The 20,689-nt window shown below is 70.9% G+C and carries 19 protein-coding genes; 6 read left to right on the top strand and 13 right to left on the bottom strand.

What is annotated here, in order from left to right; all coding sequences use genetic code 11:
- Positions 1 to 2: 2 nt before the first annotated feature.
- From VHAB30_RS07295 to VHAB30_RS07285, 3 genes are all read right to left on the bottom strand, one after another.
- On the bottom strand, positions 3 to 338 hold the full coding sequence (locus VHAB30_RS07295) for an SMR family transporter (protein WP_095947131.1): 336 nt from the start codon (positions 336 to 338) through the stop codon (positions 3 to 5).
- A 114-nt stretch (positions 339 to 452) separates the two neighbouring features.
- Complete coding sequence (locus VHAB30_RS07290) at positions 453 to 986, bottom strand: cupin domain-containing protein (RefSeq protein WP_159276347.1); 534 nt, start codon at positions 984 to 986, stop codon at positions 453 to 455.
- Complete coding sequence (locus VHAB30_RS07285) at positions 983 to 1,726, bottom strand: NAD-dependent epimerase/dehydratase family protein (protein WP_159276345.1); 744 nt, start codon at positions 1,724 to 1,726, stop codon at positions 983 to 985. Before VHAB30_RS07285 ends, VHAB30_RS07290 begins: the two co-directional genes overlap by 4 nt.
- Before the next feature lie 96 nt (positions 1,727 to 1,822).
- Between VHAB30_RS07285 and pdxR the strand changes: the two genes are divergently transcribed.
- Entirely contained in the window at positions 1,823 to 3,244 is a 1,422-nt protein-coding gene (pdxR, locus tag VHAB30_RS07280) for a MocR-like pyridoxine biosynthesis transcription factor PdxR (RefSeq protein WP_159276343.1), read from the top strand.
- Between the two features lie 3 nt (positions 3,245 to 3,247).
- On the opposite strand, the gene VHAB30_RS07275 is transcribed toward pdxR, so the two are convergent.
- A complete protein-coding gene (locus VHAB30_RS07275) occupies positions 3,248 to 4,060 on the bottom strand; it encodes an ankyrin repeat domain-containing protein (RefSeq protein WP_159276341.1) in 813 nt (270 codons plus the stop codon).
- A gap of 338 nt (positions 4,061 to 4,398) precedes the next feature.
- Between VHAB30_RS07275 and VHAB30_RS07270 the strand changes: the two genes are divergently transcribed.
- From VHAB30_RS07270 to VHAB30_RS07250, 5 genes are read left to right on the top strand one after another with little or no spacing between them, the layout of a single operon-like run.
- Positions 4,399 to 5,499, top strand: coding sequence for an N-acetyltransferase (locus VHAB30_RS07270; protein ID WP_159276339.1), 1,101 nt, complete (start codon positions 4,399 to 4,401; stop codon positions 5,497 to 5,499).
- A complete protein-coding gene (locus VHAB30_RS07265; RefSeq protein ID WP_159276337.1) occupies positions 5,496 to 6,347 on the top strand; it encodes a PA4780 family RIO1-like protein kinase in 852 nt (283 codons plus the stop codon). The genes VHAB30_RS07270 and VHAB30_RS07265 overlap by 4 nt, the downstream gene beginning before the upstream one ends.
- Before the next feature lie 22 nt (positions 6,348 to 6,369).
- Positions 6,370 to 7,299: an ABC transporter substrate-binding protein gene (locus VHAB30_RS07260; RefSeq protein ID WP_159276335.1), complete on the top strand. Its 930-nt coding sequence runs from the start codon at positions 6,370 to 6,372 to the stop codon at positions 7,297 to 7,299.
- Between the two features lie 13 nt (positions 7,300 to 7,312).
- The gene (locus VHAB30_RS07255; protein WP_159276333.1) at positions 7,313 to 8,179 is read left to right on the top strand and encodes a GNAT family N-acetyltransferase; all 867 of its coding nucleotides are present in this window, start codon (positions 7,313 to 7,315) and stop codon (positions 8,177 to 8,179) included.
- Complete coding sequence (locus tag VHAB30_RS07250) at positions 8,176 to 8,730, top strand: SET domain-containing protein (RefSeq protein ID WP_159276331.1); 555 nt, start codon at positions 8,176 to 8,178, stop codon at positions 8,728 to 8,730. The genes VHAB30_RS07255 and VHAB30_RS07250 overlap by 4 nt, the downstream gene beginning before the upstream one ends.
- Positions 8,731 to 8,736: 6 nt before the next feature.
- Here the strand turns inward: VHAB30_RS07250 and VHAB30_RS07245 are convergent, their stop codons facing one another.
- The 9 genes from VHAB30_RS07245 to VHAB30_RS07205 all read right to left on the bottom strand — a co-directional run bounded on the left by VHAB30_RS07245 (position 8,737) and on the right by VHAB30_RS07205 (position 20,678).
- A complete protein-coding gene (locus VHAB30_RS07245; protein WP_235926495.1) occupies positions 8,737 to 8,991 on the bottom strand; it encodes a DUF1090 family protein in 255 nt (84 codons plus the stop codon).
- Positions 8,992 to 9,123: 132 nt separating this feature from the next.
- Positions 9,124 to 9,531, bottom strand: coding sequence for a RidA family protein (locus VHAB30_RS07240; protein WP_159276330.1), 408 nt, complete (start codon positions 9,529 to 9,531; stop codon positions 9,124 to 9,126).
- A gap of 133 nt (positions 9,532 to 9,664) precedes the next feature.
- Positions 9,665 to 10,111 carry a vWA domain-containing protein gene (locus tag VHAB30_RS07235; protein ID WP_235926493.1) on the bottom strand — a complete coding sequence of 149 codons (447 nt, stop codon included), beginning with the start codon at positions 10,109 to 10,111 and terminating at the stop codon, positions 9,665 to 9,667.
- Positions 10,112 to 10,302: 191 nt separating this feature from the next.
- A complete protein-coding gene (locus tag VHAB30_RS07230; RefSeq protein WP_159276329.1) occupies positions 10,303 to 11,361 on the bottom strand; it encodes an ATP-binding protein in 1,059 nt (352 codons plus the stop codon).
- Positions 11,358 to 15,170: a cobaltochelatase subunit CobN gene (gene cobN / locus VHAB30_RS07225; protein ID WP_159276328.1), complete on the bottom strand. Its 3,813-nt coding sequence runs from the start codon at positions 15,168 to 15,170 to the stop codon at positions 11,358 to 11,360. Before cobN ends, VHAB30_RS07230 begins: the two co-directional genes overlap by 4 nt.
- A 4-nt stretch (positions 15,171 to 15,174) precedes the next feature.
- On the bottom strand, positions 15,175 to 16,239 hold the full coding sequence (cobW, locus tag VHAB30_RS07220; protein WP_070061111.1) for a cobalamin biosynthesis protein CobW: 1,065 nt from the start codon (positions 16,237 to 16,239) through the stop codon (positions 15,175 to 15,177).
- A 114-nt stretch (positions 16,240 to 16,353) separates the two neighbouring features.
- Positions 16,354 to 17,031 carry an energy-coupling factor ABC transporter permease gene (locus VHAB30_RS07215; protein ID WP_062480892.1) on the bottom strand — a complete coding sequence of 226 codons (678 nt, stop codon included), beginning with the start codon at positions 17,029 to 17,031 and terminating at the stop codon, positions 16,354 to 16,356.
- Between the two features lie 73 nt (positions 17,032 to 17,104).
- Complete coding sequence (locus tag VHAB30_RS07210) at positions 17,105 to 18,643, bottom strand: PepSY domain-containing protein (protein WP_159276327.1); 1,539 nt, start codon at positions 18,641 to 18,643, stop codon at positions 17,105 to 17,107.
- A 10-nt stretch (positions 18,644 to 18,653) separates the two neighbouring features.
- Positions 18,654 to 20,678 carry a TonB-dependent receptor gene (locus VHAB30_RS07205; protein WP_235926492.1) on the bottom strand — a complete coding sequence of 675 codons (2,025 nt, stop codon included), beginning with the start codon at positions 20,676 to 20,678 and terminating at the stop codon, positions 18,654 to 18,656.
- Positions 20,679 to 20,689: the final 11 nt, after the last annotated feature.

Below are 20,689 nucleotides of genomic sequence, written 5' to 3'. Positions count from 1 at the left end.
CCTCAGTGGCCCACCGACTTCGAGAACACGTTGACCACCACCACGCCCGCGATGATCAGCCCCAGTCCGACGATGGCCGGCGCATCGAGCGTCTGGCCGAACCAGAGCCAGCTCACCACCGAGATCAGCACGATGCCCACGCCCGACCAGATCGCGTAGGCGATGCCAGTGGGCAGCACACGCAGCGCGAGCGAGAGAAAGTAGAACGACACCGCATAACCCACCACCGTGGCCACGCTGGGCCAGAGCCTGGTGAAGCTGTCCGAGGCCTTGAGGAAGCTGGTCGCGAGCACTTCGACAACGATCGCGACAGCGAGGTATGCATAGGTCAGGGTCATCGCCGGACTCTAAACGCGCGCAGTCCGTGCGGCCTCGGTGGCCTTGCGCGATCCGGGGCCGAAGGCGCGTGCGTTTGACGCTCTCTCGAAGCTGTGCGCACAGCACCGGAAGCTTCAGGGCGGCAGCAGCAGCGGGCCGCAGTTGCTGTCGGTGACGAACACCGCCATCAGCTTCGCGGGCTTCACCGGGTCGGGGTTCTCCGCGAACATGTGCAGCGTGTTCGGCGGCTCGAAGAAGGTCTCGCCGCTCTTGAAGGTGCCCACGGGGCCTCCGCCCAGCTGCGAGCGGATGGTGCCTTCGACAATGATCGCGGTCACCGAGCCTGGGTGCCGGTGCGCGGGCGAATAGGCCAGCGGCGGAAAGTCGACCAGCACCGTCGTCACCGACTTGCCGGGCACATGCGGCAGCGCCTCGCACGACAGCACCTTGACCTGCGTTGCGGGCCGCGCCGTGGCCTCCGAGCCCGCAGGCACCGGCGCGGACGCGAACATCGGCCGTGCCACCGAGCTGCACACATCGGCGAACCACTGCACGGCCTCCTGCTGGCCGGTGCGCGGCATCAGCGCCCAGCCGGCGGCGAGCACCAGCGACAGCCCCGCGAGGCCCGCGCCGATGGAGGGCGTGCGATGCCAGCGTGCGGCCTTCATGACACGACCTCCTGCGACGACCGCAGCGCCGCATGCCACCCCAGTTCGCGCCTTGCCTTCTCGCTGCTGACCTCGGCGCTGTGCTCCGCGATGTTGAAGATGCCGCCGCGTGCATGCCGCATCGCGAGCAGCGCCGCCCAGGCCGCGGCCTCGACGTGCACCGGGCTCGCGCCCTTCGGTGCCGCGTTCGAGGTGCCCGGCCCATGCAGCTGCCCATAGCGCAGCACTGTGCCCGTGAGACCGACAGCACCCAGGACGCTGCGCTCCAGCGCCGCCACGCCGTCGATGCTGATGCGGCGACCGCCTTCGGCCCCGAGGTCGAGCGGGTCGCCCTCGGTGTGCGGCGTCGGCCCGGGCGCGTAAGCCCAGGCGATGCTTTGCGCAATCAGCTGCTTCGCACCGGCCGCCAGCGCCGCCGCGACGAGGTGCCGCGTGCCCTCGATGCGCACGCGCGCATTGCGCACCACCGCCTCGGCCATCAGCGCCGGGTCCAGGTCCCGGGGCAGATCGGTGAGCTGATGGATGACGACCGTGGGCGCGATGCGCACCAGCGCGTCGCGCAAGGCCTGCGCGTCGAACACGTCGACGACGACCGGCGTCGCACCGCGTGCCTCCAGCGCCGCCGCACGCTCGGCGCGGCGGGTGCCGCCATGCACCGTGTGGCCGGCCTCGATCAGCAGCGGGATCAGCGCCGAGCCCACGGCCCCGGTCGCGCCCGCCACGAATACCTTCTCGCCCATTGCGTGTCCTTCTTTCCTGCTGGCTGTTCGAAGGCTCGAGCTTAGGATCGTGATGCACCAGATAAAAGAACCAAGAATCGTCAAAATGACTGGGCCATGACCGAACCGCCAGACAACGCCCTCCCCGGCATCGACCGCTCGACCGCGACCCCGCTGCATCGCCAGGTCTACGAGCGCTTTCGCACGGCGATCGAACACGGCGTGCTTCGCCCCGGCGACCGTGTGGCCTCGGCGCGCAGCCTGGCCAGCGAGCTGGGCGTGGCGCGCGGCACGGTGGAAGCGGCCTACAGCCAGCTCGCGGGCGAAGGTTATTTCTCTGCGCAGGGACAGGCGGGCACGGTGGTGTCGCCGTCGCTGCCGGTGCAACGGCCGGTGCGCGCCGGTTCGCGCCCCGTCGCGGATACGCCTGAACTGGCCGGCCCCGCCGCCCCACCACCGCTGCAACTGGGCATCCCGGCGCTCGACGCCTTTCCGCGCAAGCTCTGGGCGCGGCTGATGGCCCGCCGTGCGCGCGCCATGGGCGCGGCCGACCTGTTCTACGGCGACCCCGCAGGCCATGCGCCGCTGCGCGAGGCCATCGCGGCCTACCTGCGGGTGTCGCGCGGCGTGGCCTGCCAGCCGGCGCAGGTCTTCGTCACTGGCGGCTACCGCGCGTCGCTGGCGCTGGTGGCACGCACGCTGCTCGCCCGGGACGACCGCGTGTGGATCGAAGACCCGGGGTACGCGCCCACGCGCGACGTGCTGCACAGCGCCGGCCACCGCGTGGTGCCCGTGCCGGTGGACGACGAAGGCCTGGTGGTCGCGCGCGGCGTGCGCCGCTCGTCGAAGGCGCGCATGGCGGTCGTCACGCCCTCGCACCAGGCGCCGCTGGGGGTGTCGATGTCGCTGGCGCGCCGGCTGCAGCTGCTCGACTGGGCCTCGCGTACCAAGGCCTGGATCGTCGAGGACGACTACGACGGCGAGTACCGCTACGCCGGCGCGCCGCTGCCCGCGCTCAAGAGCCTCGACGGACACGACCGCGTGCTGTACGCGGGCAGCTTCTCGAAGGTGCTCTACCCGGGTCTCGCGCTGGGCTACCTGGTGGTGCCCGAATCGCTGCGCGAACGCTTCGAGAACGCGTCGCGCATCGCGTCCAACGGCTGCCCGCAGATCACGCAGGCCACGGTGGCCGACTTCATGCGCGACGGCCATTTCTCGCGCCACCTGAAGAAGATGCGCCTGCTCTATGCGCGCCGCCGCGCCCTGCTGGTCGAGGCCTTGCAGAAGGCCTTCGGTGACGGCGTGCGCATCGACCTGCAGGCCGGCGGCATGCACCTGATCGCGCGCTTCGAAGGGCACCGCGACAACGACGTGGTGCTGGCCCGCCGTGCGCAGGCGGCCGGCCTGAACGGCCAGCCGCTGTCGGGCCGGGGCACCACGGCCGTCGAAAGCCAGGGGCTGCTGATGGGCTTCACCAACGTCGCCTCGCCCACCCAGGCGCGCCAACTCGCGACCCGGCTGCGCGCGGCGTTGGGCTGAGGCTCAGGCGCGCAGATCGACTTCGGGCCGCATCGACGACGCGCCGTTCCAGCGCACCTCGAAGCCCGCGCCGCGGAACTGGCCGACCACCAGTTCGCCGACGCGCTGCATGTCGGCATCGCCTCCCTCGGGCGCGCCCCAGAACGCGAGCGAGAGCTGGCTGGTGCGCTTGGCGCGGTTCTGGTCCTGCCGCGTGTAGAAGCAGAAGCCGTGCACGCCGGCCTTCTTGCCGCCGCGTTCGCGGAACGCTTCGGAGCAGTCAGAGAAGCCGTCGGACTGCGTGTCGCCCGCATCCTGCAGCGCGACCAGGCCCGCCTGCGTCAGCGCGGCGAACACCTCGGCGATGCGTGCCTCGGCGGCGCGCCATTGCGCGGCGCTCATCTTCACCGGGTCGGGCTCGGGCGGCGGCGGTTCGGGCAGCGCGTGGCCGGTGATGCGCGAGAGCAACTCGGCAACCTCCTCTTCCATCGCGTTCTCCGTGATGTGGTTGCCGTGGCTGTCGCGCACGTCGGGGTTCGCGCCCGCGTCGATGAGCAGTTGCACCGGCTCTGTGGTCGGCGAGAACTCGGCCGTGAGGTACAGCGCGGTGCGGCCGTCGGTGCCGGTGTATTCGAGCGGGCTGCCGGCCTCGAGCAGCAGTTGCAGCACGGCGAGGATCGGCTCGAGCTCGGATTCGTTCGTGCCCATCGCGGCGCACTGCAGCGCGGTGAAGCCCTGCTTGTTCACGGCGGCCAGGTCGGCCCCGGCCGCGATGCAGGCGCGCACCGTGTCGACATCGGCTTCGCGCGCCGCGTCGAAGATCTTCTTCAGATTCATGGCATCTCCCTGTTGGTTTTTGGATTCTGCCCCAGGCACCTTGCACTTCACAGACCGCGCGAACCTCGCTACATTCGACGCCTCGATCAACAAACCGGACTGGAGGTGCGCGATGGAAGACACTGCTATTCACTCTCCCTCCCACGTACGGTTTGTCGGGTCGCATCCGAACTGCTGCTGAAGCGCTCCCCGCGCACCCGGTGCCGCTGAAGGCACCACCAGCCAGCCCGTTCGACCCTCGCGGTGTCCTGCCGCGACACGCCGTCCGATTCAGACAACGCCACGCCGGCACACGAGTGCCGTGCGCGGTCCGTTCCCTTTTCGAATCAAGGCTCACCATGCTTGAAACCCGTGCCGCCGATGCGCGGCAGTTCGTGACTTCTCTTTTCGATCCGCAGCGGGCGTCCGCTGAAGAATGGGCGCAGGCGCTGGCCTACTGGCGCCAGCGCCACGACGAAGACTTTCCGGGCGAACCGCAGCCCGACGACGTCCACATCCAGCAGAACGTGCAACAGCACACACCGCTGCATGTGGTGCACCGCGCCTTCGCGCGGGACGCGCAGGGCCGCATCGTCGGCAGCCTCAACATGGGCGTGCGCCGCGAAGGCTCGCCCGACTATGCGACCTTCGCGCCTTTCATCGACGTGTGGGGCGGCGTGCTGCGATCGCACCAACGCCAGGGCGTGGCCAGCACCTTGCTGCACCGACTTCTGGCGCTGATGGAGGCGCGTGGCCCTTCCACCGCGACCTTCAAGACCCACTTGCCGGAAGGCCGGGCGTTTCTCGCGACCATCGGCGCGACCGAAAAGCACCGCAGCATCGAGAACCACATGGCCTTCGCCGGCCTCGACTGGGCGGCGCTCGCACGCTGGCGCGCCGACGCCCTCGCGCCCACGCACGGGCTGCGCCTGGAGATCCACGCAGGCCGCGTGCCCTTCGATCGGCTGGCCACGCTGATGGCGCCGCTGTCCGCGCTGCTCGAAGACGCGCCCACCAGCGCGCTGGAACGCGCGCCCCTGCGCTTCGAGCTGGAAGGCTTCCACGCCTGGTACGCCGAGATCGACCGGCGCGGCGGCGAGCACTTTCTCGTGCTGCTGCGCGACGCCAATGACGAGGTGGCCGCCGTGTGCGACGCCAGCTGGAACCAGCTGTACCCCGACCGCATGTTCCAGCGCCTCACCGGCGTGGCCCGCGCCTGGCGCGGCAAGGGCCTGGCCAAGGGCGTGAAGGCGATCATGTTGCAGCTCGTGCGCGAACGGCATCCCGAGGTGGCGATCGCCGTCACGCAGAACGCGGAGGCCAATGCGCCCATGCTCGCCATCAACCGCCAGCTGGGCTTTGCCCCGCACAGGCATGATGGCGCCTACCAGATCGGCACGGAAAGCCTGAGGGCCTTCCTCTCGACCCGCCCCCTGGCTGTGCCGGAGGCGCGCGCATGAAGACACCCCAAAGACTGCAATCCCTCGTCGACGAAGGGCTGATCGACAGCGTCGTGCGCCAGCTCATGAGCGGCAAGGAAGCCATGGTCTACGTCGTGCGCTGCGGAGAGGAAACGCGCTGCGCCAAGATCTACAAGGAAGCCGACAAGCGCAGCTTCCGCCAGGCCGTCGACTACACCGAGAACCGCCGCGTGAAGAACACCCGCGAGGCGCGCGCCATGGCCAAGGGCACGCGCTTCGGCCGCAAGGTGACCGAGGCCATCTGGCAGAGCGCCGAGGTCGATGCGCTCTACCGCCTGGCCGCGGCCGGCGTGCGCGTGCCCACGCCGCACAACTTCCTCGAAGGCGTGCTGCTCATGGACCTGGTGACCGACGCCAACGGCGACGCCGCCCCGCGCCTGAACGACGTGGCCTTCTCGCCTGAAGACGCGTTGCAGCACCACGCCAGCCTGTTGAAAGAAGTGATGCGCATGCTCTGCGCGGGCATCGTGCACGGCGACCTGTCGGAGTTCAACGTGCTGCTGGCCGAAGACGGCCCGGTGATCATCGACCTGCCGCAGGCGGTGGACGCGGCGGGCAACAACCACGCCAAGCGCATGCTGCTGCGCGACGTGGAGAACCTGCGCAACTTCTTCGGGCAGTACGCGCCCGCGCTGCTGCAGACGCACTACGGCGACGAGATCTGGCAGCTCTACGAGCGCGGCCTGCTACGGCCCGAGACCGAGCTCACGGGCACCTTCGTGCGCGAGACCGGCCCGGTCGATCTCAGCAACGTGCTGCGCGAAGTGGACGACGCACGGGCGGAAGAAGCGGCGCGCCAGCTGCGGATGCAAGCGCCGCGACAATAGCGGGCTGACTCCGCCCGCCCCGATGACTTCCAACGCCCTGCCCCAGCGCCCGCCCTTTGCTTCCACCGCCGTGCGCCACATCGCCCGGGCCGCAGCCTTCGTGGCGCTGGGCATCGGCCCGGCTGCGCACGCGGGCGCCATCCGGCTGGAAGACGACCGTGGCCGCGTGCTCGAGCTGCAGGCGCCCGCCAGGCGCATCGTGTCGCTGATGCCCTCGCTCACCGAGACGGTCTGCGCGCTCGACGCCTGCGACCGGCTCGTGGGCATCGACCGCCACGCCAACTGGCCGGCGGCGGTGAAGGGCCTGCCGCAGGTGGGCGGCATGGACGACGCGAACATCGAGCGCATCGTGGCGCTCAAGCCCGACCTCGTGTTGCTGCGCCCGCGCAGCCGCGCCGCCGAAGCGCTGGAGCGCCTGGGCATCAAGGTGCTGGCACTCGACGCCAAGACCCATGCCGACATGCGCCGCGTGATGGAAACCGTCGCCCGCGCCACCGGCAAGCCGGGCGCAGGCGAGGCCTTCTGGCGCAGCCTCGATGCCCGACTGAACGCAGCGCGCGCCCGCGTGCCGCTGAACTGGCAGGGGCGGCGCGTGTACTTCGAGGTGCACGGCGGCGTGGCGGCGGCGAGCGAAAGCTCCTTCATCGGCGAAACCCTGGCGCGCCTGGGCCTGGCCAACGCGGTGCCGGGCTCGCTCGGCCCCTTCCCCAGGATGAACCCCGAGTTCGTGGTGCGCGCCAACCCCGACGTGCTGATGGTCTCGGCCCTGGGCGAAATCTCGGCCATGGCGGGGCGCCCCGGCTGGTCGGCCATGTCGGCCATCCAGCGCGGACGCGTCTGCAGCTTTGCCTCGGCGCGCTTCGACCTGATGATGCGGCCAGGCCCCCGGCTCGACGAGGCGGCCGACGCCATCGTGAATTGCCTTGCGTCGCTGGATGCGCCGCGCAACTGATCTTCGGCACGCCATGAACTTCGACATCGTTCCCGCCGCGAACTTCGGCACCGACGAACTCACCGCCCTGTGGAACCGTTCGTACGAAGACTACTTCGTGCCGATCGCGTTCGACCGCGCGATGTTCGAGCGGCACGTGCGGCGCGCCCAGGCCGACCTGGACCTCTCGCGCGTGATCGTCGCCGGCGGCGCGGCCTGCGGCCTCTCGCTCGTCGGCCGGCGCGGGCCGCGCGCCTACCTCGCGGGCTTCGGCATCGCGAGCGCACAGCGCCGCCGGGGGCTGGCGAAGCAGCTCATCGAGGCGCAGCTGCGCGACCTGTCGGCGGCCGGCATCGCGCAAGTGCAGCTCGAAGTCATCGAGCAGAACCCGGCGCGGCAGCTCTACCGGCAGGCGGGCTTCATCGAAACCCGCACGCTCGAGGTGCTCGAAGGCAGCTTCGAACCTCGCGCCGATGCAGCTTCGACGGCGCCCGACACCGACGCACTCGCCGCCCTGCATGCGGCCTGCACCGCCGTCTCGCGCCCCACCTGGCGCCGCGAGTGGCCGACCGTGCAAGGCGCGCTCGCGCACGACGGCGCCGTGGCCCTCGGCGGGGCCACGGGCGGCTACGCCATCCTCCTGCCGCCGGCCCTGCCGCTGCACATGCTGCTGGACGCCGCCGCGCCCGACGAAGCCTCGGCCCACGCCTTGCTCGACATGCTCGCGCAGGCCCGCCCCGGTGCGCGCTGGCGGCTGGTCGACGAGCCCGAGGGCAGCGCGCTGCACCGCGCTCTGACCGCACGCGGCGCCACCGTTGTCATACGCCAGATCGAGATGACCGCGACACTCCAGCCCCAGCCCACCTTTTCTTCCGATTCCTCGCGCCCCGTCCGTTCATGAAGTCCCCCAAGCGAACCTCGTCCACCCCCTTCATTCGCGTGGGCCCCAGCGGCGTGCATGGCCTGGGCGCCTTCGCCACGCGCGACCTGCCGGCCGAAGCCTTCCTGGGCCTGTACGAAGGCCGCCGCTACACCAGGCAGGAAGTCGCCTCCAAGCTCTGGGACGACCAGCTCACCTACCTGTTCACGCTGACGACCGGCGAGACCATCGACGGCGCCAAGGGCGGCAATGCCACGCGCCACCTGAACCACTCCTGCGAGCCGAACTGCGAGGCGGTCGAGGAATACGACGAGGCGGGCGAGATGGTGCTGCGCTTCCAGACGATGGAGGCGGTGGAGGCCGGCGACGAGCTCTTCATCGACTACTCGCTGACGGCCGACGACGGCTCGCCGCCGTCGAAGTACCCCTGCCATTGCGGCTCGCCGAACTGCCGCGGGACGATGCTGGCGCCGGTGGAGGCCGTGGCGGAGAAAGACGGGCCGGCCACCCCCGCCGATGTGGCGCCGGCTGTTTCAGACCCGCGTAGGCCGCTCAGCGAGCTGCCCTGGTGAAGTAGCTCAGGGCGACTCGCTCTTCACGCTGCGCAGTTGCGCCTCCGCGCGTTCGAGCTCGGTGCGCAGCGTGCGGATCTCGTGTTCCAGCTTTTCGATGCGCACTTCGCGACTCACCGGCGCCAGTGCCTGGCAGCGCAGCTGCAGCGCGCTCAGGGTATCGGCCAGCTCGCGCCGGCGCAGCATCTGGCCACGGGAACGGGCCAGGGCCATGTCGCGCTCCAGCACCGCTTCCTGCGCCTTGCACTCTTCGGCATTCAACGGTAGTGCGGATGCCTCGGTTTGGGCAAAGGCGGCGGGCATGGCCAGGGTCAACGCAAGGGCCAGGAGGCAGGGTTTCGGACGCATGCCGTACGGTACCCGAACTGGCTGGCGGAACAGGCCTTCAGCCCTTCAGGCTGCAGCTGTTCTGGCGATGCACTTGATCTCGATCAGCCAGTCGGGGCTGCCGAGCCGCGCGACCTGCACCAGCGTTTGCGACACCTGCGGCTCGCCGCCGAACATCTCGGCGCGCAGGGCGAACAGTGTGTCGGCCTGGCCGAGGAAACCGTCGATGTCGGTCACGAACAGGGTTTCGTCCACCACGTCGGCCATCGAGGCGCCGAAGGATGCGAGCACGCTGCGTACGTTGGCGTAGGCCTGCCGCACCTGCGCCGCAATGTCGCCGGCGCCGAGGGTGCGTCCCTCCTCGTCCACGCTCACCTGGCCCGAGAGGTAAATGGTGTCGCCGACCTGCACACCGTCGGCAATGATGTGCTTGAACGCGCCTTCGCGCACCACGCGGCGGGGAGTGACGGACATGGGGTTTCCTGGGTTTCGTTGGGAGCGCCGCAGTATCGAAGGCGCCGCCTGCCGCGGTGCGCCACGCGGCGGATGCCCCTTCTCGTCCCAAGTCGATCCACGAGCGCCGAGGCGCGCCCCGCGATCCTGTGATTCAGGCGCTGAGGTAGCGTGCGTCCCACTGCGCGGCCAGCTGCCGCGCCCGGTGCAGCGGCGTGCGGGCGCGCTCGAAGTCCATCACGCAGGCGACGTCCGCCGCGGCGGGGCGCGCGGGGCTTTCGTTGCTGCGGCCATCTGTCAGCAGCCAGAGCCAGCGTTGGCGGGCCTCGTGCTTCGCCAGCAACTGCTGCGCGCGCTGCACGCCGAGTGCCAACGGCGTGCCACCGCCGGCGGCGATGGGCGCAACCCAGTCGTCGTTCCAGGCGCTGGCGCGGCGCGGCGGCAGGCGCAGCTCGACCACGTCGCCGGCAAAGCACAGCAGCGCCACATGGTCGCGCCGCTGGTAGGCCTCCTGCATCAGCGCGAGCAGCTGGCCCTTGGCGCGCGCGAGCTGGCCGTCGTGGCGCATCGAGGCCGAACAGTCGAGCAGGAAGCAATGCAACGCACCGCTGCGCGCCTCCTGTGGGCGATGGCGCAGGTGCGCGGCCTGCAGGCGGTCCGCACCGCGGGCGACGAGCGTGCGCGGCCAGTCGAATGCGGTGCCGCGCGCGGCGGCGCCGTGCCAGGCGTCCCGTTGCGTGCCCTGCCTCCGGTCACCCTGGCGTGCGCCAGCGGGTGCGGCGTCCCGGAGGCTCAGGCTTTTTTTGGGGCGGCCTGGGACGCGGAGATCAGCGGGCGCAGCGGCTTCACGCGCTCGATGCCGACGGGCTCGGGCGGCATGGCGCCCCAGTCGCCGTCGCCAGCATCGCGTGCGGGTGCATCGCCCGGGTTGCGTTGCGGTGCGGGTGACGCCATGGGAGGCGCCACCGCCGCGTCGGCCGCCGGATGGCGCCGATGCAGCAGCACCGCTTCGGCCACGCGCTGCACATGGTCGTCGCTGATCGATGCCGCACCCTCCCATGCCGCGAGCGCACGGGCGGAGCGCAGCATCACGAGGTCGGCGCGCAGGCCGTCCACGCCGGCCGCGATGCACAGCGCGCCGACGGCTTCGTGCACCGCATCGCCATACGGCAAGGCCGCCGCGTCCGCCACGCGCGCGCGCGCACGCACCAGCGCCGTCGCGAGTTCGGCCTCTTCCTTCGCATGCGCCGCACGAAAACCTTGCGGATCGGCATCGAAGGCCAGCCGCGCGCGCACGATGGCCTGGCGCTCGGCCGCGTCCTGCAGGTTGCGCAGCCGCACGCACAGGCCGAAGCGGTCGAGCAGCTGCGGGCGCAGCGTGCCCTCTTCCGGGTTCATGGTGCCCACGAGCACGAAGCGCGCGGCATGCCGGTGCGAGATGCCATCGCGCTCCACCACGTTGACGCCGCTGGCCGCCGCGTCGAGCAGCGAGTCGATGAGCGCGTCGGGCAGCAGGTTGATCTCGTCGACGTACAGCACGCCGCCGTGCGCGCGCGCCAGCAGGCCCGGAGCAAACTTGAGTTCGTGGCCGGCCAGCGCCTGCCCGAGGTCGAGCGTGCCCACGAGGCTTTCGAGGCTCGCGCCCAGTGGCAGCGTGACGAAGGGCGCGCCGGGCAGCAGCTCGGCGAGCGCGCGCGCGGCCGTGGTCTTGGCGGTGCCGCGCGGGCCTTCGATGAGCACGCCGCCCAGCGCGGGATCGACCGCGGCCAGCAAGAGCGCCTGGCGCAGCTGCGGCTGGCCGGCGATCGCGGCAAAGGGGAACGGCACCGGCATCGGGGCGGCTGTGGTCATCGGGGGCTTCCTTCCATCTGCTGCTCGTGGTCGAGCAGCAGGTTTTCCAATTGGTTCTTGTAGTCGCCGGGCGACTGCCAGAGGCCGCGCTGCATGGCTTCGAGCAGGCGGTTGAGCATGTCCTGCAACGCGCGCGGATTGTGCGCGTTCACGAAGTCGCGGGTGGCCTCGTCGAGCACGTAGGCGTCGGCCACCATCGCGTACTGGTGGTCGCCCACCACGCGCGCGGTGGCGTCGAAGCCGAACAGGTAATCGACCGTGGCGGCCATCTCGAAGGCGCCCTTGTAGCCGTGGCGCTTCACGCCGTCGATCCACTTGGGGTTGACCACGCGCGCGCGGATCACGCGGCTGATTTCTTCCTTCAGCGTGCGCACGCGCGGGGCCTGCGGGTTGCCGTGGTCGCCGTGGTACATCGCGGGCTGCTGCCCGCTCAGGTGGCGCACGGCGGCGGCCATGCCGCCCTGGAACTGGTAGTAGTCGTTGGAGTCGAGCAGGTCGTGCTCGCGGCTGTCCTGGTTCTGTAGCACGACGTTCATGGCGCGCAGCCGACGCACCAGCGCATCGCCCGCCGGCACGCCGTCGCTGCCCTGGCCGTAGGCATGGGCGCTGCCGCCGACGTAGGCCTTCGACAGGTCGTCGTCGGTCTGCCAGTCGCCATGGTCGAACAGCGGCTGCAGGCCCGAGCCGTAGCTGCCGGGCGCGGAGCCGAACACGCGCCAGCCGGCCTGCGTGCGTGCCTCGCCGGGTGCCACGCCTTGCGCTTCGAGCGCCGCGGCCTCGCGCAGGATGCGTGCGCGGATCGGGTTGCGCTCGGCGTCTTCGTCCTCCTGCGCGGCCACGGCCTGCACGGCCGCGTCGAACATCTGCACGGCATTGGGAAAGGCGTCGCGGAAAAAGCCCGAGATGCGCAGCGTGACATCGATGCGCGGACGACCGATGCCGACCGTGGGCAGCACCTCGAAATCGACCACGCGCTGGCTGCCCGGTGCCCACTTGGGCCGCACGCCGATGAGCGCGAAGGCCTGCGCCAGGTCGTCGCCGCCGGTGCGCATGGTGGCCGTTCCCCAGACCGACAGGCCCAGCGCCACGGGGTAATCGCCGTGTTCCTGCAGGTGGCGCTCGACCAGCTGCGCGGCCGACTTGAGCCCGAGCATCCAGGCCGTGGGCGTGGGGATGGCGCGCGTGTCGACCGCGTAGAAGTTGCGCCCGGTCGGCAGCACGTCGGGCCGGCCGCGCGAAGGCGAGCCGCTGGGGCCCGGTGGCACGAAGCGGCCTTGCAGTGCGCGCGACAGCTGGCGCAGCTCTTCTGCGCCGCACGCATCGAGCGCGGGCGCTAGACGGTGCGCGATGCGGCCCATCACGGCAGCGGTGCACGGCAGTCCGGCCGGACAGGCGTCCACTTCGAGCAGCTGCTGCGCCAGCAGCTCCAGCCGCTCGCGCGTGTCGCCCTGGTGGCGCCAGGCCTCGTCGCTCACCGCAGCCAAGAGCGCGGGCCGTGCGCCCTGCCAGGGCTTCGCTGCGTCGATGTCGAGCGGGTCGAAGGCGTCGCCGGGCAGCAGGTCCGCCGCGAGCGCGCCGAGCAGCCCGGCGTTCTCGCCCGCGCCGTCGCCGGCCGGAAAGCGCGCGAGCGCGAGCAGCGTGTCGCGCCGCAGCCGATCGCGTGGCGAATCGCCGAACACATGCAGGCCGTCACGGATCTGGGTTTCTTTCAGCTCGCACAGGTAGGCATCGACACGCGCCAGCACGGCATCGTCTTCCGCGCCCGGCAGGCCCAGCTCTTCGACCAGGTGCTGGGCGCGCACGGTCGCGAGGATTTGCGCGCGCAGCACCTTGGCGCGGCGCGCGTCGACCAGCAGCGCGTCGTAGTACTCGTCGACCTGCCGCTCCAGGTCCTGCAGCGGGCCGTGGTTCTCGGCGCGCGTGAGCGGCGGCATCAGGTGGTCGACGATCACGGCCTGCGTGCGGCGCTTGGCCTGCGCGCCCTCGCCGGGGTCGTTGACGATGAAGGGGTACACGTTGGGCAGCGGCCCGAGGATGGCGTCGGGCCAGCAGGTGGCCGAAAGCGCGAGGCTCTTGCCCGGCAGCCATTCGAGGTTGCCGTGCTTGCCGACGTGGACGACCGCGTCGATGGCGAACACGTCGCGCAGCCAGAAATAGAACGCGAGGTAGCTGTGCGGCGGCACCAGCTCGGCGTCGTGGTAGCTCGCGTAGTCGGCCAGGCCCAGCGGGCCGAGGGCGCGTGCCGGCTGGATGCCGACGAACACGCGGCCCAGCCGCAGCCCGGCGATCATGAAGCGGCCCTGGCGCAGCATCGGGTCGTTTTCGGGCGGGCCCCATTGCGCGTCGATGGCGGCGGCCATGCCCTCGGGCAACGCCGCCAGGCGGGCGCGGTAGTCGGCGAGCGCGTAGCTCTGCCACGCGGGCCGCGCGGCCCACTGCGCGGAATCGTTGGCGATGCCCTCCTGCAGCGTGCGCATCAGCGCGTCGCCGTCCGCGGGCAGCGTGTCGAGCGTGTAGCCCTCGGCCTGCATCGTGCGCAGGATGGCCATCACCGAGGCCGGCGTGTCCAGCCCCACGCCACTGCCGATGCGGCCTTCGCTGCCGGGGTAGTTCGCGAGGATGAGCGCGACGCGCTTCTCGTCGGCGCGCAGGCGGCGCAGGCTGCACCAGCGGCGCGCGAGTTCGGCCACGAAGGCGATGCGGTCGGGCTCGGGCCGGTAGCCGACCACCTCGGTCTGCGTGAGTTCGCAGCGGTGCGACAGGCCCTTGAAGCTCACGGCACGCGTGACGATGCGCCCGTCCATCTCGGGCAGGGCAATCTGCATCGCGATGTCGCGCGGGCGCAGGCCCTGGCTGTCGGCCAGCCAGTCTTCGCGGTTGCCGCCGCTCACGATCACCTGCAGCACGGGGGCGTCGCCTGCCAGTGCCATGGGCTCGCCGCTTTCGCCCGAAGCGCCCTGCCCCAACGCGGCGAAGGCGGTGGTGTTGAGCACCAGCTGCACGCCGTGCTCGGTGCACAGCGCGCGCAGTGCAGAGAGGCACAGCGGGTCTTTCAGCGAATCGAGCGCCACGGGCAGCGGGTTCAGTCCTTGCGCATGCAGCGCGGCGGCCAGCGCATCGAAGGCCTCGGTGTTGCCCGACAGCAGGTGCGAGCGGTAGAACACCAGTGCCACCACGGGCGCGTTCGCATGCCAGCCGGCGCGCAGGTCGTCGATGCCTGCGACCGTGTGCGTCGCGTCCATGCCGCCCGGCACATGCAGCGCCACCTGCGGCAGGCTGCGCGGCGGCAGGGGCGCCTCGCCGTGGCCCAGGCCATGGAAGGCCACCGCGCGCAGGAACTGCGCCGCGTTGCCCGCACCGCCCGAGCGCAGGTACTGCCACAACTGCCGGCTCACGCCGCGCGCCGCGGTGCCGCGCGCGAGCAGGTCTTCGTCTTCCTGCAGGTCGCCCGAGAACATCGCAAGCTGCTGGCCCTGGCGCTTCGCAAGCTTTTCGAGCTGCTGCAGCCCGTAGGCCCAGGCCGATTCGGCCCCCAGGTGATCGACCACCACCACGCGCGCATGCCGCAGCACCTCGTCGACGTACAGGTCGAGCGACGCGGGCTGGCGCAGGTGCATGAGGTTGGCCAGCCGCAGCGAGGGGTAGCCGGGGTCGGTGGCCGCCAGCGCCGTGCGCGCGGCGGCGAGCAGCGCGAGCGTGGTGTCGGCCGAGCTGAGCACCACGATGTCGCCCGGCGTCTGGTCGAGCCGGGTGACGACGCTCGGATCGTCCTCGACGAAGCGGCCGGGCTGGGTGCTCAGCAGGTGCATGCGGTCAGGCGGGAACGGCCGCCACGCCTTCCAGTGCCTTGCGCAACGCGCCTTCGTCCAGGTCTTCGCCGATGAACACGAGCCGCGTGCGCTGCGCCTCGCCATCGCGCCAGCGGCGGTCGAAGTGGTGGTCGAAGCGGCGGCCCACGCCCTGCACCAGCAGGCGCATCGGCTTGTGCGGCACGGCGACGAAGCCCTTCACGCGGTAGATGGTGTGCTGCTCGACCAGCGCGGTCAGCACGGCGATGAGACCGTCGCGGTCCACGGGCGGCAGCTCGATCACGAGCGAATCGAACTCGTCGTGGTCGTGGTCCTCCTCGTGGTCGTGGTGGCTCTCGCGCAGGTGGATGGTGCTTTCGGCGGCGCGGCCCTGGCCCAGCAGCAGCGCGAGCGGCAGCTTGCCTTCGGTGGCGCCGACGATCTTCACCTCGGGCGGCAGTTCTTCGCGCACCAGCGCCTCGACCTGCGCGCGCGCGGCGGCGTCCATGAGGTCGGTCTTGTTGAGCACCACGAGGTCGGCGGCCGAGAGCTGGTCTTCGAACAGCTCGTGCAGCGGCGATTCGTGGTCCAGGTTGGGGTCGGCGCGGCGCTGCACGTCGACCTGCGCGGGGTTCGCGGCGAACTGGCCCGACGCGGCGGCGGGGCCGTCGACCACGGTGACCACCGAATCGACGGTGAAGATGTTCGCGATGTCGGGCCACTGGAAGGCCTGCACCAGCGGCTTGGGCAGCGCCAGGCCCGAGGTCTCGATGAGCACGGCGTCGATCTGGTCGCGCCGCTCGGCCAGCTGCAGCATCACGGGCAGGAACTCTTCCTGCACGGTGCAGCAGACGCAGCCGTTGGCGAGTTCGTACAGCGCACCTTCGCGCTCGTTGCCTTCGTCGTCGCAGCCGATGCCGCAACCGCGCAGGATGTCGCCGTCGATGCCGAGTTCGCCGAACTCGTTGACCACCACCGCGATGCGGCGGCCCTCGGCATTGCCGAGGATGTGGCGCAGCAGCGTGGTCTTGCCGCTGCCGAGGAAGCCCGTGACGATGGTGACGGGGATCTTGGCGTTGCTTTGTGTCATGGAATGGGTGCTTTCAGGCGCGCAAGGCGCACGGGGAATCGGGCGCGCGGCGCGTGCGTGGCGCACGCGCCGGCGAACGGCACGCCCTCTTCAACGAGGGGCTGCCGGCGCGAATCAGACGGCGCTGTACAGGCGGCGCTCGACCAGGGCCGTGCCCTGCAGGCGGCGCCAGGCCTTGGCCGCGGCCAGCACGCCCAGGTCGACCAGCGGCTCGACCAGCACGACCGTCATGTAGGCCGCGCCGAAGCTGGCGATCTGGCCCAGGTTCTCGAGGCCCGTGCCGCGACCGTAGAGCGCCCAGAAGCCGACCCACACCACGATGCCGCCCTGGTAGGCCACCGACAGCTTGAAGGCCTGCTGGTAGCTGATGTCCACGTAGGCCATGTTGGCGGGAATGATGCGGCGGGCCAGCGCGGCGGTCGCGAACAGCGGCACGAGCAGGGTCGTGACGTTCATGCCGTACTGCGGCAGGTCGGGCGGTGCGAAGAACAGGCTCTGGATGAGCAAGCCGCCGGCCAGGCCGATGGCCGCGGGCGCGAGCCCGAAGAGAAGCATCAGCGTGGTGCCCAGGATCAGGTGCACCTCGGACACGCCCACGGGATGGTGCGGGAACACCTCGAAGAAGCAGAACACCAGCATCACGGTGAAGACCGAGCGCAGCAGCAGGCCGATGGGGCCGTCCTTGCGCAAGGTGTCGAAGGCGACCTTGCCTGTGTAAGCCAGTGCAGCCGCCCCCGTGGCATAGCTGAGGAAGATCTTGGATCCGTCGACGAGTCCGGGTTCGATGTGCATCGCGCACCTCCTGAAATGCACCGAAGTGCGAAAGTTGATTGTTGGGGGATGGACTGGCTTGCGCAAGTCCCCGTCATGAAACCCGGGAGCCTTGCAGCCCCCGTTGAACAGGCGAAGGCCCTGGCTTGCGCCGCAGCCGCCGCCAGCCGATCACCACGCCGCTCGCCGAAGCGACGACGCCGATGACCGACAGGAACCACATCACCAGGTCCCAGGCCGGTCGGTACTGGATGAGCCAGGGAAAGTCGAGGCTGTGCGCGGCATTGAAGAGCCAGCGGCGCAGCCGCGCGTTGCGGTCGTTGCTGCCGGCCACCTGGCCGCTCGTCGGGTCGATGTAGAGCCAGCTGCGCGCGGCGTCGTCGAACTCGAGCCGCCACACGGGCAGCACGCGCGTGCGGTGGTGGCCGTACCAGTGGAAGTCTTCCTGCGTCTGCAAGGTGGCCTGCGTGATCGCGGCGCCGGGGCGCAGGCGGGCGGCGGCGCGCACGATGTCTTCGCGGGCGATGGCGGCTGGTGCACCGGTCGCGGCATCGACCACCTGCACGCGGGCCTGCGCATCGCGCAGTTGCAGCAGCGGCTTGCCGTCGAACCCCATCAGCAGCGCCTCGCGCGGTGCGCCCGCGCCCTCGCCTACCGGCACCACGGCCGGCGGCCAGGGGAACGGCGATGCACCGGTGCCCGTGTAGCGCGCCATCGCGGCCGCATCGGCCGGCGCGCGCTGGAACCAGCCGTTGGGGTTCATCGAGAGCCAGCCGCTCACGATCCAGGTCAGCACGAAGAAGCCGCCGATGAGCCCGGCGATGTGGTGCCAGGCCATCCAGCCGGTGTACGGCGTGACCGCGCCGCTGCGAAAGCGCCGCCGCAGCCGGATGCGCAGGATGCCGATGACGATGCCCGTCACGGCCGAGACGATGCAGGCGGCCGACAGCCACACGACCACGTCGTGCCACAGCGGCGGATCGGCGCGCAGCGGCGTGAAGTAGATCCAGTGCGGCACGGCGCCCAGCCAGTTCCAGAAGCGCTCGGCGCGCGTGGTGTCGCGCACCACCTCGCCGGTGCGCGAGGACACGTACAGCTCGGTGCCCGCCGCGTCGCAGACTTCGATGCGGTGCAGCGGGCGCAATGGGTTCAGGCCTTGCGGCACGGTCCACTGGTCGCGCTCCAGCGTCTCGGCCCAGCGCGCGCCGGGCTGCGCGGAGAAGTCGCGGGCGATGGCCTCGGCCTGCGCGGCATCGACCGGGCCGAGCACACGGCCGTCGCGCGCGGACACGGCATGCCGCCCGCCGCGCGCATCGACGATGCGCCACACGGGCTGCGCGTCGGCGCCGGCCTGCATCTCCAGCGCCATGCGCCGGGGCGGCTGCGTGCGAACCGCGGGCGGCAGCGCCTCGAGCGCGACAGACGGCGCGACCACCGCCTGTTCGAAGCGCACCGGGGCGAGCCCCGCGAGCCGCTCTTCGTCCGTGAGGTTCGGGTACCCCACGTACATCATGACCACGCCCGAGACGAACCACATGACGAACAGCAGGCAGCCGCCGATGCCCAGCCATCGGTGCGTCCAGTACAGCGCCCGCCGAAGCGGGGGCCATGCGCGTTGCCATGCGGTGCTCATGATTCCGCGCTCAGAAGGTCACGAACGCCGACAGTTCGAACGAACGCGGACGGCCCAGCAGCCACTGGTTGCCGCCGTTCGAGAACGAGACCGGGTACTTGCGGTCGGCCAGGTTGTAGGCGCGCAGCGCGAGCTTGAGCGACGGGTTCGCCTGCCAGCTCACGCCCGCGTCGGCCACGGTGTAGGAGCCGATGCGGCGCGTGTTGGCCGCATCGACCTGCCGCGCGCCGACGTGGCGCACACCGAGTTCGGCCTCCCACTGCGGCAGGAAGCGCCAGTGCAGCCACAGGTTGGCAGCCACCTGGGGCACGCCGGCGGGCGTGTTGCCCGCGCGCGAGACCAGCGACTTGCCGACCGCCTCGTTGAAGTCGTCATAGCGCGCGCGCAGCCGCGCGGCGTTGGCTTCGAGGCGCAGCGTGGAGGTCAGCGCCAGGTCGAGCGTGGCCTCGATGCCTTCGGACGACTGCTTGCCGATCTGCTGCACGACGGTCGGGTCGTTCGCGTCGCGCGACAGCAGCTTGGTCTTCTCGATGCGGTAGGCGGCCACGCTCCAGGCGCCACGGCCCTCGGCCAGCTGGCGCTTGTAGCCCACCTCGACCTGCTTGCCGACGCTGAGCTCGAACGGCACCTGCGTGGCCGAGGTGCTGATGAGCCCGGTGAGCGGATCGGCCGCGCGCGCCACCTGTGCATAGAACGACTGCGCGGCGTCGGGCGCGTAGACCACGCCGAGGCGGCCCGTGGCGTACTCGAAGGTCTTGTCCAGGCGCGGGGCGCGGTTCTGCGGGTCGGTGCGCACGATCTTCGCGTGGTCCCAGCGCAGGCTGCCGACCACCGACCAGTGTTCGTTGAAGGCCAGCTTGTCTTCGGCGAAGAAGGCGTAGGTGCTGGTCTTCGTCTTGTAGCGCGGCAGGTAGGGCGTGGGCGAAGCGTAGGTGCCGGGGTTGAAGACGAAGGCATCGACCACCGAGCGCCCGCCGTAGGGCGTGTCGCTCGAATTCAGGAAGTCGATGCGGTTGGCGTCGAAGCCCACGAGCACCTGGTTCTTCAGGCCGAACAGCGCGTGCTTGAAGGTGGCGTCGGTGCGGTTGCCGATCTGCTCCTGGTCGTGGCCGATCTCCAGGTAGTCGCCGCGCGTCACGCGGTTCGTGGTGGCGCTGTAGGTGTAGGTTTCGCTGTCGCGCCAGTGGCGTTTGCTGTCCAGGCGGTACAGCTGGTTGCGCACGGTGACGGCGTCGTTGGGCGTCCACTGCGCATCGAGGCGGGTCCAGCGGTCGCGGTACTTGACCTCGGCGTCGTCCAGGTTGTAGTTCTGTTCGCGGTTCAGGCTGCTCAGGCGGCCATTGACGAGCGGCACGCCGAAGTAGCGCTGCGGCGTCTGGCGGCCCTCGTCGTGCGAGAGCGTGAACTGCAGCCGCGGCGACACATCGAGCCGCACCGCGCCGCCCACCGCCAGGCTCTCGGCCTCGCCGCGCCGCATGAAGCCATCGGTTTTCCGGTGGCTGATGTCGAGGCGGTACGAGAGCATGTCGTTGATCGCCCCGCCGCTGCCGAAGGCGACCTGGCGCGTGGCGTCGGAGCCCACGGTCACGAGCGCCTCGTTGCGGATCGGGCCGCGCGTGGGCTTCTTGGGCACCACGTTGATCGCGCCGCCGATCGCGCCCTCGCCGAACATCACCGAGGCGGCGCCGCGCAGCACCTCGATGCGGTCGGTCGACCAGGTGTCGAACGGGAAGGTGACGGTGCCTGCGCCCACGTACAGGCGCGTGCCGTCGTACAGCTGCATCACCGAGCCGTGGCCGTTGAAGCCGCGTGCCGACAGCGACGAGCCGCCATTGCCCGGCGCGGGCGAGCCCGTGATGCCGGTGGCGCGGCTCGCGGCCTCGACCACCGAGACGTCGCCACGCGCGCGGATCGCATCGCCAGTGAGCACCTCGATGCTGGCCGGCGTTTCGAGCGGCGTGAGGCCCAGGCGGCTGCCGGTCTGCGTGGGTTCGTCCAGGGCCAGCGGCGTGTGGCGGCTGGCTTCGACCTGCACGGGCGTGAGGC

Origin of the sequence: Variovorax boronicumulans, assembly GCF_009811375.1 — a bacterium.
Taxonomy (GTDB): domain Bacteria; phylum Pseudomonadota; class Gammaproteobacteria; order Burkholderiales; family Burkholderiaceae_C; genus Variovorax; species Variovorax boronicumulans.
Note: the sequence above shows the minus strand (reverse complement) of the source record. Positions and strands in the feature narration are given on the sequence as shown.